Annotated in this window: 10 protein-coding genes; 5 read left to right on the top strand and 5 right to left on the bottom strand. The window is 72.7% G+C overall.

All coding sequences use genetic code 11. The annotated features are described in order from the left end of the window. The first annotated feature begins 87 nt into the window (after nt 1-87). Nucleotides 88-1,635 (top strand): MFS transporter, encoded by a 1,548-nt coding sequence (locus ACFYR3_RS17585; RefSeq protein WP_389283809.1) that lies wholly within the window; start codon nt 88-90, stop codon nt 1,633-1,635. A 257-nt stretch (nt 1,636-1,892) separates the two neighbouring features. Here ACFYR3_RS17585 and ACFYR3_RS17580 read toward each other — a convergent pair whose 3' ends face one another. Then, on the bottom strand, nt 1,893-3,656 hold the full coding sequence (locus ACFYR3_RS17580) for an NlpC/P60 family protein (protein WP_389283708.1): 1,764 nt from the start codon (nt 3,654-3,656) through the stop codon (nt 1,893-1,895). 234 nt (nt 3,657-3,890) lie between these two features. Between ACFYR3_RS17580 and ACFYR3_RS17575 the strand changes: the two genes are divergently transcribed. Together ACFYR3_RS17575 and ACFYR3_RS17570 are read left to right on the top strand one after the other, a co-directional pair. Continuing rightward, entirely contained in the window at nt 3,891-4,490 is a 600-nt protein-coding gene (locus tag ACFYR3_RS17575; RefSeq protein ID WP_389283706.1) for a DUF485 domain-containing protein, read from the top strand. Beyond that, the gene (locus tag ACFYR3_RS17570; protein ID WP_356785438.1) at nt 4,487-6,121 is read left to right on the top strand and encodes a cation acetate symporter; all 1,635 of its coding nucleotides are present in this window, start codon (nt 4,487-4,489) and stop codon (nt 6,119-6,121) included. Before ACFYR3_RS17575 ends, ACFYR3_RS17570 begins: the two co-directional genes overlap by 4 nt. A gap of 187 nt (nt 6,122-6,308) precedes the next feature. Here the strand turns inward: ACFYR3_RS17570 and ACFYR3_RS17565 are convergent, their stop codons facing one another. From ACFYR3_RS17565 to ACFYR3_RS17555, 3 genes are all read right to left on the bottom strand, one after another. Next, nucleotides 6,309-7,196, bottom strand: coding sequence for a cellulose-binding protein (locus ACFYR3_RS17565; RefSeq protein WP_355845930.1), 888 nt, complete (start codon nt 7,194-7,196; stop codon nt 6,309-6,311). Nucleotides 7,197-7,657: 461 nt separating this feature from the next. After that, nucleotides 7,658-10,633, bottom strand: a complete 2,976-nt coding sequence (locus ACFYR3_RS17560; RefSeq protein ID WP_389283703.1) for an SUKH-4 family immunity protein — start codon at nt 10,631-10,633, stop codon at nt 7,658-7,660. Nucleotides 10,634-10,640: 7 nt separating this feature from the next. Further along, nucleotides 10,641-11,675 carry an SMI1/KNR4 family protein gene (locus ACFYR3_RS17555; protein ID WP_355845924.1) on the bottom strand — a complete coding sequence of 345 codons (1,035 nt, stop codon included), beginning with the start codon at nt 11,673-11,675 and terminating at the stop codon, nt 10,641-10,643. 229 nt (nt 11,676-11,904) lie between these two features. On the opposite strand from ACFYR3_RS17555, the gene ACFYR3_RS17550 reads away from it, so the two are divergent. Together ACFYR3_RS17550 and ACFYR3_RS17545 are read left to right on the top strand one after the other, a co-directional pair. Continuing rightward, entirely contained in the window at nt 11,905-12,408 is a 504-nt protein-coding gene (locus ACFYR3_RS17550) for a YwqJ-related putative deaminase (RefSeq protein WP_389283701.1), read from the top strand. A gap of 107 nt (nt 12,409-12,515) precedes the next feature. Beyond that, nucleotides 12,516-13,046, top strand: coding sequence for an SUKH-3 domain-containing protein (locus ACFYR3_RS17545; RefSeq protein WP_356785445.1), 531 nt, complete (start codon nt 12,516-12,518; stop codon nt 13,044-13,046). A gap of 234 nt (nt 13,047-13,280) precedes the next feature. Here ACFYR3_RS17545 and ACFYR3_RS17540 read toward each other — a convergent pair whose 3' ends face one another. Continuing rightward, nucleotides 13,281-14,588 carry a histidine kinase gene (locus ACFYR3_RS17540; protein WP_356785447.1) on the bottom strand — a complete coding sequence of 436 codons (1,308 nt, stop codon included), beginning with the start codon at nt 14,586-14,588 and terminating at the stop codon, nt 13,281-13,283. Nucleotides 14,589-14,809: the final 221 nt, after the last annotated feature.

The raw sequence follows: 14,809 nt of genomic DNA, 5'->3' as shown, positions 1-14,809 counted from the left end.
CTCCCCCGGCGTGAGGCTCAAGTGGGAAGCTGGTCCCGGCAGATAGATGCAGGGGGAAGGAATCCCGTGGGCAAGGGCGACACCGAGATACCGGCCGTACGGGAGCACCCTCCCCGCACGACCCGCGCCGGGACCCGGCGGCACCGCGCCGTCGTCGCCGCGCTCATGCTGGCGATGGGTCTCGCCGCGCTCGACTCCACCATCGTGTCCACCGCCGTTCCGCAGATCGTCGGCGACCTCGGCGGATTCTCCGTCTTCTCCTGGCTGTTCTCGGGCTACCTGCTGGCCGTCACGGTCACGCTCCCCGTCTACGGCAAGCTCTCCGACACCTTCGGCCGCAAGCCGGTCCTCGTGGCGGGCGCGGCCGTCTTCCTCCTCGGCTCACTGCTCTGCGCCACCGCCTGGAACATGGCCGCGCTCATCGCCTTCCGCGTCGTGCAGGGCCTGGGCGGCGGCGCCCTCCAGGGCACCGTGCAGACACTCGCCGCCGATCTGTACCCGCTCAGGGAACGCCCGAAGATCCAGGCCAAACTGTCCACGGTGTGGGCGACCTCGGCCATCGCGGGTCCCGCCCTGGGCGGAGTCCTCGCGGCGTACGCCGACTGGCGGTGGATCTTCCTCGTCAACCTGCCGGTCGGCGCCCTCGCCCTGTGGCTGATCGTCCGTCATCTGCACGAACCGCAGCGGGCCGCGCCGGCCCGGCGGCCCCGGATCGACTGGGCGGGCGCCCTCGCGGTGTTCGCCTGCGGCGGTGTCCTGCTGACCGCGCTGGTGCAGGGCGGTGTCGCCTGGGACTGGCTGTCGGCCCCCTCGGTCGCCCTGTTCGGCACGGGCCTCTGCCTGGTCGCGGTCGTGGTGGCCGTCGAGCGGCGGGCGGCCGAACCGATCATCCCGGGCTGGGTGTGGCGCCGCCGGACGATCGCCGCGGTCAACCTGGCGCTCGGGGCGCTGGGCCTGCTCATGGTCGCGCCGACGGTCTTCCTGCCCACCTACGCGCAGGCGGTCCTCGGGCTCGCCCCGGTCGCCGCCGGATTCGTGCTCTCCGTATGGACGTTGAGCTGGCCGGTGTCCGCGGCGCTCAGCCAGCACGTCTACCGCCGCATCGGCTTCCGCAACACCGCGATGCTCGGCATCGGTACGGCGAGCCTGCTCCTGCTGGCCTTTCCCTTCCTGCCCTATCCGGGCGAGCCGTGGCAGCCCGCCCTGCTGATGCTGCTGCTGGGCGGCGCCCTCGGGCTCTTCCAGCTCCCCCTGATCATCGGCGTCCAGTCCACCGTCGGGTGGGCCGAACGCGGGACGACCACCGCCTCCGTCCTCTTCTGCCGGCAGACCGGACAGACCCTGGGCGCCGCCCTGTTCGGCGCCGTCGCCAACGGGGTGCTGGCCGCGCGGCTCGGCGGCGCCGGGGATCTCGACGCGGTGACCCGCGCACTGGACTCGGGCGCGCCGGCCGGGCGGCTGCGCCACGCGGTCGCCGACGCGGTCCACGCCGTCTATCTGGGCGCCGCCGGTGCCGCCGCCCTCGCCTTCCTGGTCCTGCTGTTCGTCGCACCGCGCCGCTTCCCCGTACTCAAGGACCCCACGGACCCCACGGAGTCCGTGGAGTCCGTGGAGTCCACGGAGCGCACGGCCTGACCGCGACACGGGCGCTCGTCCCGCCCACCCGTTCGCCGAAGTGGTCACCCCTGTCCGAGGGACCTCCTTGGCTCGACCGACCCCGTCGTCGGACCGATCGACGGAGTCCGGCAGGCGCGGTCCTTCCCGTGCTTCGGGATCCACACCCGCCGGTGTCTCCGGGACGTCGGCCGAGCTCCGCCGGGAACCGAGCGACCGATCCCGGACGGCGGGTCCCGAGGAGCGGGTTCAGATACCGCGGGCCCCGAGCGACTGGTTCAGATACGGCGCACGGTGTGCAGCTTCGTCGCGTACGTGCCCGTGCCGTCGAGCAGCGACGCCCCGCCCAGGTCGGACATGGTGGGCCCGTCGACCGTCTTGCGGCTGGAGAGGAAACGCCGCTTGCCGGCCGCGTCCCGGCCCAGGTAGATACCGACATGGTCGACGGTCACGGTGCCGGTGTCCGTGTCGTCGTCACTCGAGTCCGCGTTGAACAGCACCAGATCGCCGGGCTGGAGCAGGGCCGCTACGGGCGGGGCGGTGCCGTCGGTGCGGTCCACGAGAACCCCGGGCGCGTGGTCGGCGATGTCCCGCGACTTGCGCGGAATCCGGTTCCCGGACGTGTCCTCCCCCGCGGCCAGGGGCACCCCCATGTGGTAGCCGTAGACCATCCGCGTGTAACCCGAGCAGTCGAGGTTGCCGACCTGCTTGCTGCTCGGCCCGGTGTAGGTCCCGTCGGGGAAGGTCCAGCCCACGTTCATGTACTCGTGGAAGTCGGCGCCCTCGTAGCGGTAGCCCTGCGGGTCCAGATAGCCGTAACCGGCCTCGCCCAGCACCTGCTTGCCCTGGGCGGGCCCGGCTCCGGCCGTCACCGCCGGAGCGTCCGCGAGGAACATGGCGGCGTACGCGAGGACATCGGGCACCGTGGAGCCGGCCCAGCCGCGGATCGTCTGCTCCAGCTGGGGCGTCCAGGTCCCGTCGAACGGCTCGGGCAGTACCCGCACCCAGTCGCCGTGCGTGACGGTGGGCGGGGTCTGCCAGTTCGCGGCGTCCACCTCGTAGCGGCTGACGGAGAGGGCGACCGGCAGGTTCGTACAGCCCTTGTTGGCCAGGGCGCGCAGGCCCACGCGGCCCTTGGCGAAGGTGGAGTCGGTGATGTCGACGGCCCACGCGGACGGCTCGGCCGACGCCGACCGCCATGCCTTGGCCTGGATCCGGGTGCCCTCCCGGCGCACCCGGATCGTCCAGTCGGTTCCCGCGGGCACACTCGTGCCGAGAGTGAGGGTGGTGGCCAACTGCGTCACCGTGTCGTCGACCTCCTTCTCGACGCGCAGCTCGACCGCGCCCGACGTCAGGAACGACAACCGGGCCCGGTAGTTGCTGTGCGTGCTCTGGTAGCCGAACGTCAGCCCGAACGAACACGCCTGACCGGTGGGTATCTTGTCGAACCGCGCCGTGCAGCGTGCGTCGACGTCCGTGATCTCGTCGTCGCGCAGGCTGGCGTGCCGACTGTAGTTCTCGGTGGTGAGACCGACGACGCCACTGCCCGGTACGACGGAGTAGTCGGTGTCCGCCGGCCCGAGCGTCGACCAACTGCCGCCGCCGGGAGACGTACCCCAGTAAGCCCGGTCCGCCGGGTCGAGCGAAAGGTCGGGCAGGGTGCGCTGGAAATCGTCCACGAAGGGCTGCTTGTTCTCCGCGAACCTGCGCTGCGGCCCCGGCACCACGACGGTCCGCGCACCGTGGGTCAGCAACGCGACGCGCCGGCCGCCGGAGGTGACCTCGGTGCGCATCGGGGTTCCCGCCAGCACGGTCGCGGCGAGCGGGGCGCCGAGTGTCACCGAGGTGAAGTAGGAGGCGTCCAACGACGGCAGGGTCACCGAGGAACGGGCCGAGGAGAGGCCGGCCGGACCCGCGAACGGATCCACGGGAACGGTCGCTCCGGCGGCACGGGCCGGTACCGACGCGGCTCCGACGAGCGGCACGGAGGCGGCGGAGGCCGCGAGAACGGCGAGAAGTCTTCTTCGAGAGGTGTGAGACATGAAGATCATGATCCCGGACGGGCCGAACACCTGACCAGTAGCGTCTCCTCGATCGGCCGGTGGGCGATGCCGAGTTCGGACCGGCCCGGCGGCCGCGACCGAAGTAAGCGCATACCGACCGACCAGTTCGGTGAAACGGTCGCGCGCTCACGCTACCTACGAGTAGCGTGCGCTGCTCACCCCCCAGCTCCCTGCGGTCCCGCACCGGACCCGAGCCACGCAAGGAGAACCGGGATGCCCGACGCGTTCTCGTCCCCCGACCACCCAAGGCCACGTCAGCAGCGCCCGCACCAACGGCAGTACCCGCCGCCCCAGCCTCCGCGGAACTCCCCGTACCAACAGCCGTACCAGCAGTCGTACGAGCCGTACCCGCCGTACGACGAGCACCCCCAGGACCCCCGGCAAGCCCCGCACGCCGGACATCCACCGCCCGGCCACGCACCCGCTCCCGCCCGGCTGACCTACCCCTGGCAACCACAGCCCGGGCCTCCCGAGCCCCCGCGACGGCGGATGCCGCGCCACCAGCCGCTCGGACAGCACAGCGACATCAGACTCCTGCGCGGCGCCTACCGCAGACAGCGGCGCGTCGCGACCCTCACCGCGCTCGGCTACTTCACCCTCTTCCTCCTCCTGTCGGCCTTCGCGCCGTCGCTGATGACGAGCACGGTGTCCGGCGGACTGTCGACCGGCCTGCTGCTCGGCCTGCTCCAAGTCCCCGTCACCTGCCTGGCCATCGGGCTGTACGAGTACTCGGCGCGCCGGCGCGTCGACCCGATCGCGGACCGGATCCGCAAGCAGACCGAACTGGACGCGAAGCGGGAGGCGGCACGATGACGGGGTTCACCAGTTCTGCGCAGGCCATGTCGCTCGTGGCGTTCACGGCCGTCGCCACGATCACCCTGCTGCTGTGCGTGATGACCGGCCCCGACCGCGACGACCTGGACGAGTTCTACACCGGCTACGGATCGCTCTCACCGATGCGCAACGGCCTCGCCATCGCCGGGGACTACATCTCCGCGGCGAGCGTGCTCGGCACCGGCGGCGTCATCGCGCTGGCCGGCTACGACGGGGTCGTCCTCGCCCTCAGCACGGCCCTCTCCCTGATGCTGCTGATGTTCCTGCTGGCCGAACCGCTGCGCAACGCGGGCCGGTTCACCATGGGCGACGCGCTCGCGCGCCGGACGCCGGGCCGTGCGGTCCGCAACACGGCCTGCGCGGTGACCATCGTGGCGCTGCTGCCGCTGATGCTGGTCCAACTGGCGGGCGCCGGCGACCTGCTGGCGTTCATCCTCGGCTTCTCCGGCGACTCCCTCAAGACCGGCTGTGTCATCGGCCTCGGCGCGCTGATGATCAGCTACGCGGCGATCGGCGGCATGAAGGGCACCGCCCTCATCCAGATCCTGAAGATCGTGATGCTGCTCGGCTCGGGCGCGGTGGTGGCCGTACTCGTCCTGCAGCGCTTCGACTGGAACCCCGGCACGCTACTGGCCACCGCAGCCGGGAACAGCGGCGTGGGGGACGCCTTCCTCCGCTCCGGACTCCAGTTCACGGGCGGCGCCAGCCCCCGCCTCGACATGATCACCTCGGAGCTGACGGTCGTCCTCGGCGGCGCCTGCCTCCCCCACATCACCATGCGCATGTACACGGCGGACAGTGCCCGTCAGGTGCGCAGGTCGCTGTCCTGGGCGGTGCCGTGCGTGGCCCTGTTCGTGCTGATCGTCAGCGTCATCGGCTTCGGTGCCACGGCCATGATCGGCCGCGACGCGATCGCGACGGCCGACCCACAGGGCAACACGGCCTATCTGCTGGGTTCCAGGGCCGTCTTCGGCGCATCCGTCTCCACCGCCGAGACCCTCCTGTTCACCACCGTGACGACAGCGATCTTCCTGACGCTGCTCGCGTCCGTCGCCGGGATGATCCTGGCCTGCGCCAACTCCCTCGCCCACGACGTGTTCGCGCACAGCAGGCTCTTCCGGGGCCGTCGCCACGACGACGAACTCTCCCCGCGCCGCGAGATGCTCCTCGCCCGTATCTCGGCGCTGGCGGTGGGGGCGCCGGCCATCCTGCTCGCCACCCTCGCCCAGCACCGCAGCCTGCAGCCCCTGGTCACCCTGTCCTTCTGCATCGGCGCCTCCGCGATCGCGCCCGCGCTGGTCTACAGCCTCTTCTGGCGCCGCTACACCCGCACCGGCCTCCTCGCCACCCTCATCGGCGGCACCCTCACGGTCCTCGTCCTCATGCCCGGCACGAACCTCGTCTCCGGGTCCCCCACCGCCGCGTTCCCGGACGCCGACTTCAACTGGTTCCCGTTCACCACGACCGGCCTCGTGTCGATCCCGCTGGGCTTCGCCTACGGGTGGATCGGAACGGTGGTCTCGGGCCGCCGGAAGGCGGAGGAGCAGCGGAGGCAGTACGAGGCGGTGGAGGGCTGGATTCTGGCGGGGGCGATACGGAGGGGGCGGTGAGGGGGGTGGTGAGGGGGGTGCCCTCTTGACTGGGCGAGACGGGCGGGCCGGGTGGCAAACCCACCGCGGAGCGGCGAAGAGACCCCGCGGAGCGGGGGGACCAGGGCCGCGGAGCGGCCGAAGAAGCACCGCGGAGCGGGGAGGACCGGGCCCGCGGAGCGGGGAGTGACGGGCCCGCGGAGCGGGGCTACTCCGCCGGGGCCCGCCCCGTGAGGGACGTGAGACTGCTCCGTACGTGGTCCATATGGGCCCGTACGTGATCCCATCGCTCCCCGTGCTCGCGCAGCACCCGGTCGGTCTCCCGGGCGATCCGTTCCTCACTGACCCGGGCCTCGGCGACCAGTTCGGCGGCCCGCGCCGCCGCGTCCTCCTGCCGGTGCCGGTCCGACTCCTTCGCCTCGGCGAGGACCCGGGCGGCCCGGGCGAGCGACTCCTCGGCACGCGCCGCGCGTTCGAGATCGTGCGCCTCGAACGCGGCCTCGCGCTCGGCGTCCGCCCGCTCGGCCTCCGCCCACCGCGCGGTGTGCTCCGCGTCCTGCTCGGTCACCAAGGCCTCCGTCCGCCGACGCACCTCCCGCAGCACGATCAGCGCCTCACCCCGGTCCTCCTTGACGTCCCGCCGCGCGGAGATCCGCACCTCGTCGGCCTCTGCACGCGCGTCGAGGAGCCGCTGCAGGGCCCACTCCTCCGCCTCGTCGCGCACCTCGTCGGCGTACGCCTGGGCGGCCTCCCGCACCTCGCGCCCCGCGGCCTCGGACTCCTCGGCCTCCGACCGGGCTTCGCGCCGCGCCTCTTCCCGCAGGGCCTCGGCCTCCTCCTCGCCGAGCTGGAAGATCCGCCGCGCCCGCTCGCCGAGCTCCTCGTACGTCTGCGGGGCGAGCCGCGTCACGGCCTCCCGCAGCCGCTCCGCCTCGGCCTCCATGTCCTTCGCCAGCACGGTGAGCCGCGCGGCCCGCTCCCACGCGGCGTCGCGGCCCCGGGAGAGCGCCGCGGCGTACGCGTCGACCTGTTCGGGACGGTAGCCACGTCCCCGTACGGCCACGAAGCCGTGCGGCGACACCGATGTGCTGCTCATCCTTGGACCCCTCTCCGCCCGACACACACAAAAAAGACGATTTCGCGCACATCTTGATGGATCGCACGGAAGTGTTCATAACGCGACACTCCGCCCGCCCATTCGGCCCGAGACGGGTCATCCGCGTGTCATTTGAGGTCAGCGGCCGGAGGCGCGACGCCGGCACGGCACCCGGAGAGGAGCGGCAGTGGAGCAGGAAAGGAGCAGTGGAGCAGCGATGGAGGAGCGGTTCGGGGTAGAGGAGCGGTTCGGCCCTTCGTACGGTCCCTGGCCGCAACGGTTCGGCCCTTCGTACGGTCCCGGGCCGTGACGCATTCCACCTTCCACCGGCATACGGGACCGCCGTGCCACCCGTACGAACGAACGAGGCGCCCGACCCGTCACACGGGTCGAGCGCCTCATCCGTACTGCCGTTGTCCCGGTTGTCCCGGTTGTCCAGCCGTTCCGCTACCGAGCCACCGCTAGAGCAGTCCGTCCCACATCTCCTCCAGCAGGACCGACCACCAGCTCTCCGGGGAGGCGAGTGCCGCCGGGTCGAGCGAGGCGAGCTGCGCCTGGAAGTCGACGGTCCAGCGGCCCGCCTGCTCCTGGTTGAGGCCGAACCGCAGCCGCCACATCCGGCCGAGCAGCGCGAGACAGCGCGCGAACTCGGGCAGACCGGTGTTCACGAACTGCGGCGGCACCGGGGCGCCCCCGGGACCGGCCTCCACCGGCACGGCGACGATGTTCGCGGTGCCGTACTGGACACAGATCGCCTTGCCGAAGTCGCTGCCCATGACGAGGTACGAGCCCGCGTCCTGGGACGCCGCCACCCCGCGCTCCTGCGCCAGTTCGGCGAGCGTCGGCACCGGGCGGCCCGGCTGGGCCTGTGCCCAGAAGAACGGCCCCATGTCGACCGGCAGTCCGGCCACGACCAGGGTGTGCGCCACGATGTTGGGCACGCCCTGCCGCGACACGGCCGCCTGGTCGAACCGGAACATCCCCGGCCCGAACGCCGCCGCCAGCTCCTGCCCGATCGCCTCCGGCGGGATCGGCGGCGCGGGCTGCACCGGCGGAATCGGCGCCCGTACCGGCGCCGGGCGCGCCGGCCCGTCCGCGACCTGGTGCAACTCTCCCTGATGCGCGAGGAGTTGATGCATCCCCTGCTGCCGACTCGCGTGATCCGTGCCGTACGGCGCGATGCTCGTGATCCGCGCCTGCGGGAAGGTCTCCCTGATCATCCGCGCGCAGTACGCGCCCGGCAGCTCACAGGACTCCAACTCCGTGTGCAGCTCCAGCACTTGCTGCGGCGGCACGTTCATCGCGCGCAGCTCGTGCAGGATCTGCCACTCCGGATGGGGTGTACCCGGCGCGGACCGCCGGATCAGCTGCTGCTCCGACCCGTCGTGCGCCCGATACCGCAGCACGGCCTGATAGCCGGGCCCGACGGTCGGCTGCCCCGGCTGCGGATAGCCGTACGCGGGCGGCTGCTGTCCCGGCATCGGCTGTCCTGGCACGGGCTGCTGTCCGGGCAGCGGCTGAGGCACGCCCGACGGCATACCGGGGGCCTGCGGAGGCGGCGGCGCACCCGGTCCCCCGACAGGAGGCCCCGCGAACATGGTCGCGGCATGGTGCATCCCACCGGGAGGCGTGCCCCCGGCAGGCTGGGGCGCACCGGGGGCGCCGGGCGGCTGCGGCGCACCCGGTCCGCCCACCGGGGGCCCGGCCAGCATCGTCGCGGCATGGTGCGCTTCACCCGGAGGCGTGACGCCCAGTGGGTTCGGCGCACCGGGACCGGCCTGCTGCCAGGGCGCGCCCGGGGCTCCGGGCGCACCAGGGGCACCCGGCGGCTGCGGCGCACCGGGCCCGCCCACCCCGGGCCCCGCCAGCATCGTGGCTGCATGGTGGACTCCACCGCCCGGAGGCGTGGCGCCGGGCGGCTGGGGCGCACCGGGCGCCCCCGGAGCCCCCTCGGGCCCGTCCGGCCCGAGCTGCGAGACAAGCTGGGTCGGCACGTACCCGCCCGCGGGCGTACCCGGAGCGCCCGGCCCGGACGGCGGAGGCGTGCTGCTCGGCCGCGCACCCGGCGCCCCGGGGGCGCTCGGCGGATGCGGAGCACTCGCCCCGCCACCGCGCGCCCCGCGGGGCGGCGCCTGCGCCTTGCTGGTCGCGGCGTCGGCGATGTCGCCGGCGTTCGGAGGCAGCGGTCGCGGCGGCGCGGCGGGCGGCGGCGTACCGAGAGTGCCAGGAGCGGGCGGGGCGCCGGGCGGCGATATGCCCGGCCCCTGGGGGAAGCCGTACGCGGGCGCGCCCGGCGGAGGCGTCCCCTGCGGGCCACCGGGAACGGGCGCACCGGGCGGCGGTGTGCCCGGACCCGCGCCCGGACCCTGCGGATAGCCGTACGCGGAGGCGCCGGGCGGCGGACCCTGCGCGCCGGGCCCCTGCGGATACCCGTACGAAGACGCCCCGGACGGCGGACCGCCGGGCACTCCGTGACCCGGTGAAGAACCGGACGGCGCGTGGGAGTTCGGGTCGCCGGCCACGGGTGACATTGTCGTACGCGGGAGTTGACTGCCCCCGGACATCATGGCGGTCTGGGCGAGCGCATCGGCGGGCGGCGGGGTGCGGGAGTCGTCGGCATCGATCAGCGGCGGCGCGAACACGGTGGCCGGCAGCGGTACGGAACGGTCGTCCCCGGGATCGGCGTTCGTGTCCGTCCCCGCCCACGGCGTCGCGTCGGCGGGAATGTCCGGCCTCGCGTCCTGCGGAGCCGGGACCTCGTCGTCGTCGGTCGCGGCGGCCGGCCACGGCGTACCCCCACCGGTAGCCGGAGCCGACGGCACACCTGGCGCGGTGGGAGGAGCCGGGTGGAGCGAGGACGGCGAACCCGGCGCCCCGGAGAAAGCGGCACGCTCCCCCGGCGTGGACGGCAATCCGTGCGCCCCGGAGTCTCCCGGCGCACCCGACAGCGAACTCCCGCCCCCGGAAGCCCCGTTCCTGGACCCGTCCCCCGCGGAGGCGGCGGCCGCACGCGACCCCGCCCCGTCGGAGCCGGACTGTCCCGACCCCGTGCGCCGGTCCGGAATCCCCATCCTGTCCGCGGCCTCCTGCAGCCACTCCGGGGGACTCAGCAGGAACGACGTCTGATTCAGGTCGACCCGGGCCGCGGGCTCCGGCGCCGGTTCGGGGGACGCGTCCGGCGCCCCGTACTCCTCCTCGTACCGGCGAATGACCTCACCCACCGGCAGCGCGGGCCACAGCGTGGCCTCCCCGCTGTCCCGCGCGATGACGAGCCGCTGCCCGCCCCCGTCGGAACGCGGACCCTCGGCGCGGTCCTCAGCCCATACGACAAACCCGAGTTCGAACTCGCGTACCCGCACCTCACGGTGCTGGTACCCGGGTACATCCCCGTTGATCCACTCTTCCGCGCGCTCCTGCGCCTGCGCAAAGGTCACCATCGCAACCTCACTCCCCCACCGAAGACGCCGAAGACCCCGAAGAGACGGGTACGGCGTACGCGAAACCGCCGTCCACCATCAGATTCGCCACCGTCTCCAGCTCCGGCGGATCACCGGCCAGCCGGGACAGGAACTGGTCGAAGTCGTCACCGCACGGCAGCAGCAGCCGCTGCACCCGCTCGGCCGGCGGCCAGGCGTCCTGGTCACGGGCGTCGTCGAACGCGCAGAACCAGACCGAACCGATCCGGTCGCCCTTCACCTTCACGGCCAGCAGACCGCCCTGCACGAAACCGATGCCAAGGTAATCCTTGGTCAGATGGTCGCGCAGACACTTGTTGACGTACACCAGGTCGTTGACGGCGGCCTCGTCGCGCACGGTGAAGAACGGCTGGTCCACCAGCAGTCCGAGCTCGGCGTCGAGCGCGGCGCCGACCGGCGCGCACCCGCCCGCCGCCTTCAGGAACGACCGGTAGGCACCGGGCAGTCGGTAGCCGAGGTCCTCCTCGACCCCCAGCACCTGCTGCTCGGTCACCGCGACCGACGACTTCGGCAGCCCGAAGTGCGCGGGCCGCGTCTCCTGCAACGGCCGCGTCCCGCGCTTGGAATGGTCGACGGCCGTGGTCGCGACACCACCGTGATGCCGCAGCAGCGCTTTCACCTCGACAGGCACCAACTCCAGCCGCCGGGTGCCCGCCACGTGATGCCACGTCCAGCCGTGCGGCGTCGCCACCGACGGAATCGTGTCCCACAGCTCGTGGCCCGACGCGGCGAGAGCGGCGTTCGCGGAGACGTAGTCCGTCAACCGCAACTCGTCGACGCCGAAACCCTCCGGGGGCTCGGCGATCTCCGCCGCGGCACGCGCGTAGAGCGAGAAGTCGGGATAGCCGCGCTCGTCGATCCGCACACCTCTGGGATGGCGTGCGGCCCGGACCGGATCCGGGAAGTGCACGACTTGCCCGGCGTAAGCCGCGTTCGGCGGCGCGGCTTGTCCCCCAGCCTGGCGGCTGGGTGGTGCCCCCAGCCCGAGCCGACCTGTCGTCATGGCGGTTGCCCCCTGCGGCGTTCTCAGTAGCTGGATGGAGTGCGGATGTCGACAGCCTATTCGGTTGTACGGCACCGGTCACCGGGCCTCCGGTTCCGTGACCAGCCGTCACCCCGCCGTGACGGTAAGCCGAAGACCTGGCGTGTCGCGGCGCCCCAGCTACCGCTCCAGCCACCGCATTTGGCAGTCTGTCTCCGCACCGGGGGATGCACGGGAGGGAAAAAAGATCATGAACGCGACGCATACGGGCACGTCCGGGGACCCCCGGGTGGGCTGGAGCAGCTCCGAGGCGCTGCACGCCCCCACCCTGCTGTACCGCCGCGACGGCATACTCCCCACTGTCGCCGCCGCCCTCTCCGTCCGCGGCGCCACCCTCACCGGCACGGCCGCCCGCGGCGACCAGCCACCCGCTCTTCACCCACTGGTCCAGGACTTCCTCGACACCCTCACCAACGGACAACGCGACCGTTTCACCGGCCGCTGCGCCGAGGCCATCCTGATCTCCCGGCACATCGCGACCGTCGACGCCGAACGCAGCAGGCGCGCCATCCGCAAGCCGATGACCAACGGCGAGGCCCGCAAGGCCCTCAAGGGGGCCAAGCTCACCGCACGCCGCATCCGCGAGGACGGCGACCCGCTGCACGGCAGTTTCGCCGCGCCCTGCCGCTCCTGCACGGCGCTCAGCGACCACTTCGGCGTACGTGTCGTCGACCCGGCGGCACCGGACGCCTGAACTCCCCTTTCCCGCGTACGTACTCCTGAACTCCTCCTTTCCCGCACACGTACTCATGACGGCGCCCCACGACGCCGATGTCCCAACCCTCGACGAACGAAGGGCAGATGCACTCCGAACGCTCCTCCTCCAGCCTCTTCTCCCCTCCCGGACAAGGGGGACCCACGTCACGCTTCCCCGAACCCGTGGACGCCGCACTGCGCTCGGCGGGATGGCAGCCGGGACGCTGGGACATAAAGCAGGCCGAGTACTGGGCCGACGAGCTGCGTGGACACGCGTCGCCGGCCGGCCACCGGCACGCCGTTTTCCCCGCGGCGGTCGAGGCATGGGCGGAGTTCGGAGGTCTGCGCGTCGGCGCCAAGGGGCCCGGGCGCCAACTCGCCCCCGCCCTGCTCCATCTCGACCCCCTGCACGGGCTGCACATGGCCCGCACCCTCGGCGACCTCGGCCGTGCGCTCGACAGCGAGGTCTGCCCCCTCGGCGAGGAGTCCGACTCCCACGCCCTGCTCGCCATCGACGCCGAGGGCAGGGTCTACACCCTCGACCACACCGGCGACTGGTACATCGGCCCCCACATCGACGCCGCCCTGACCACCCTCCTCACCGGCACGGCCCCACTCCGCCTGACCGCAACGTGACCCCCTGGGGCTCCGCCCCGGACCCCGCTCCTCAAACGCCGGAGGGGCTGGATTCCTGCCCCCCGGCCGGGTACGCGCGGGAGGGGACGTGGCGGTACATCAGATGCTCGCAGGCCGGACGGATCGGCACCCGCGCTCGCTTCGAAGCTCCGGTGGGATCCGTTCGGATGCGGGCGGACGTACCGGCGCGGCCCGACCCGCCCACCGGACCCCACCCGCAAACAACCCGGAGGGCTACGCGGGGATGACCGCCGACACCCGGAACCCGCCCGCATCGGTCGGCCCCGACACGAACACACCCCCCAGGGCGGCCACCCGCTCCTTCATCCCCAGCAACCCGTTCCCCCCACTGGGCAGCCGCACGGACGACCCCACCCCGACCTCCGGGGGACACTCGTTCTCCACCTGCATCGCGATCTCGGACACCCGATGCGCCAGCCGGACGTACGTCTTCGCCCCCGCCGCATGCTTGTGGACGTTCGTCAGCGCCTCCTGCACCACCCGGTAGGCGGTCTGCTCGATCTCCCGGGCGTACCCGCGCAGGTCCCCCTCGACCGACAGGGCCACGACCATCCCGGCCGCCGCCGACTGCCCGATCAACTCGTCGATCTCGGCCAGACTCGGCCCCTCACCGGCCCCGGAGTCGTCCGCCGCCCGCGAGGCGGCGGCCGCCGCGGCCGCCCCCACCGCCGCCAGCGGTACCGACGGCACCCGCGCGTCCAGCCCACCCGTACGCAGCACGCCCAGCATCTCCCGCAGCTCCGTGAGCGCCTGACGCCCCATGTCCCCCACCAGCGCGGCGTTCTTCACGGCCTTCTCGGGGTCCTTCCGGGCGATCGCCTGGAGGGCCGCCGCGTGCACGACCATCAGGGAGACCCGATGCGCGACCACGTCGTGCATCTCACGCGCGATCCGGGTGCGCTCCTCGTTGCGCGCCCACTCAGCCCGCTCCTCCGCCCGCTCCGCGAGCAGCTGCAGCTCCCGCTCCAGCGAGTCCGCCCGCTCCCGCAGGCTCTCCATGAGCCGCCGCCTGGCCCCCATGTACAGCCCGAGCAGCACGGGCGGCGCGGTCATCCCGATCGCCGTCGTGAGGGAGGCGAACGGGACGAACCAGTCCCCCATCGCCACGTCCCCGCGCACCACACCCTGGTGCGTCCGGACGAACGTGACGATCAGCATGCCGGCGAAGGACATCCCCGCCAGCGCCGCGATGATCCGCCGCGGCAGTTCGGACGCGGCGAGCGTGTACAGCCCGACGAGCCCCATCAGGAAGCCCATCTGGGCGGGCGTGATCGCGATGGACACCAGGACCACCGCGATCGGCCACTTCCGCCGCACCAGGAGCACGGACCCGGCGATCGCCCCGAAAGCGACGCCCACCGGAGCGGGCAGTCCCGCGTCGTGCGCGAAGCGGACCCCCTCGCCGCCGCACTCGACCGCGGACGCCAGGGCGAGCCCCGCGTCCAGCACCGCACTACGCCATCCGACCCACCACCACGGCCCGGTCCCGGCCGCGGTGTGCTCTTCCCCCGTCGTGGTCATGCCTCCAGCCTACGGTCGCCCCCCGGCCCATTTCCGGTGAGTTTTGCCTACTGGCCTACACCACACCCCGCCGGGAATCACGGGCCCGCAGAAAGCCGCCCTGCCCCAAGGCAACCCGAGAGCGCAAGCGCAGGAACGCAAACACCAGGACGCCACGAACGACACGGACACCCGCCGGGACCACCCCGTCATCTGCCGCACAGGAAGCGCCGAGTTGTACC

This window comes from Streptomyces sp. NPDC005784, assembly GCF_042871525.1.
Lineage (GTDB): Bacteria > Actinomycetota > Actinomycetes > Streptomycetales > Streptomycetaceae > Streptomyces.
The sequence above is the reverse complement of the archived record's forward strand: the minus strand, read 5'-3'. Positions and strand labels throughout refer to the sequence as shown.

Bases quoted from the DNA above. Each gene is read 5' to 3' on its own strand.
- ACFYR3_RS17570 (WP_356785438.1), top strand. From the start codon at position 4,487: ATGACGGGGTTCACCAGTTCTGCGCAGGCCATGTCGCTCGTGGCGTTC.
- ACFYR3_RS17575 (WP_389283706.1), top strand. From the start codon at position 3,891: ATGCCCGACGCGTTCTCGTCCCCCGACCACCCAAGGCCACGTCAGCAG.
- ACFYR3_RS17540 (WP_356785447.1), bottom strand. From the start codon at position 14,588: ATGACCACGACGGGGGAAGAGCACACCGCGGCCGGGACCGGGCCGTGG.
- ACFYR3_RS17580 (WP_389283708.1), bottom strand. From the start codon at position 3,656: ATGTCTCACACCTCTCGAAGAAGACTTCTCGCCGTTCTCGCGGCCTCC.
- ACFYR3_RS17565 (WP_355845930.1), bottom strand. From the start codon at position 7,196: ATGAGCAGCACATCGGTGTCGCCGCACGGCTTCGTGGCCGTACGGGGA.
- ACFYR3_RS17545 (WP_356785445.1), top strand. From the start codon at position 12,516: ATGCACTCCGAACGCTCCTCCTCCAGCCTCTTCTCCCCTCCCGGACAA.
- ACFYR3_RS17555 (WP_355845924.1), bottom strand. From the start codon at position 11,675: ATGACGACAGGTCGGCTCGGGCTGGGGGCACCACCCAGCCGCCAGGCT.
- ACFYR3_RS17550 (WP_389283701.1), top strand. From the start codon at position 11,905: ATGAACGCGACGCATACGGGCACGTCCGGGGACCCCCGGGTGGGCTGG.
- ACFYR3_RS17560 (WP_389283703.1), bottom strand. From the start codon at position 10,633: ATGGTGACCTTTGCGCAGGCGCAGGAGCGCGCGGAAGAGTGGATCAAC.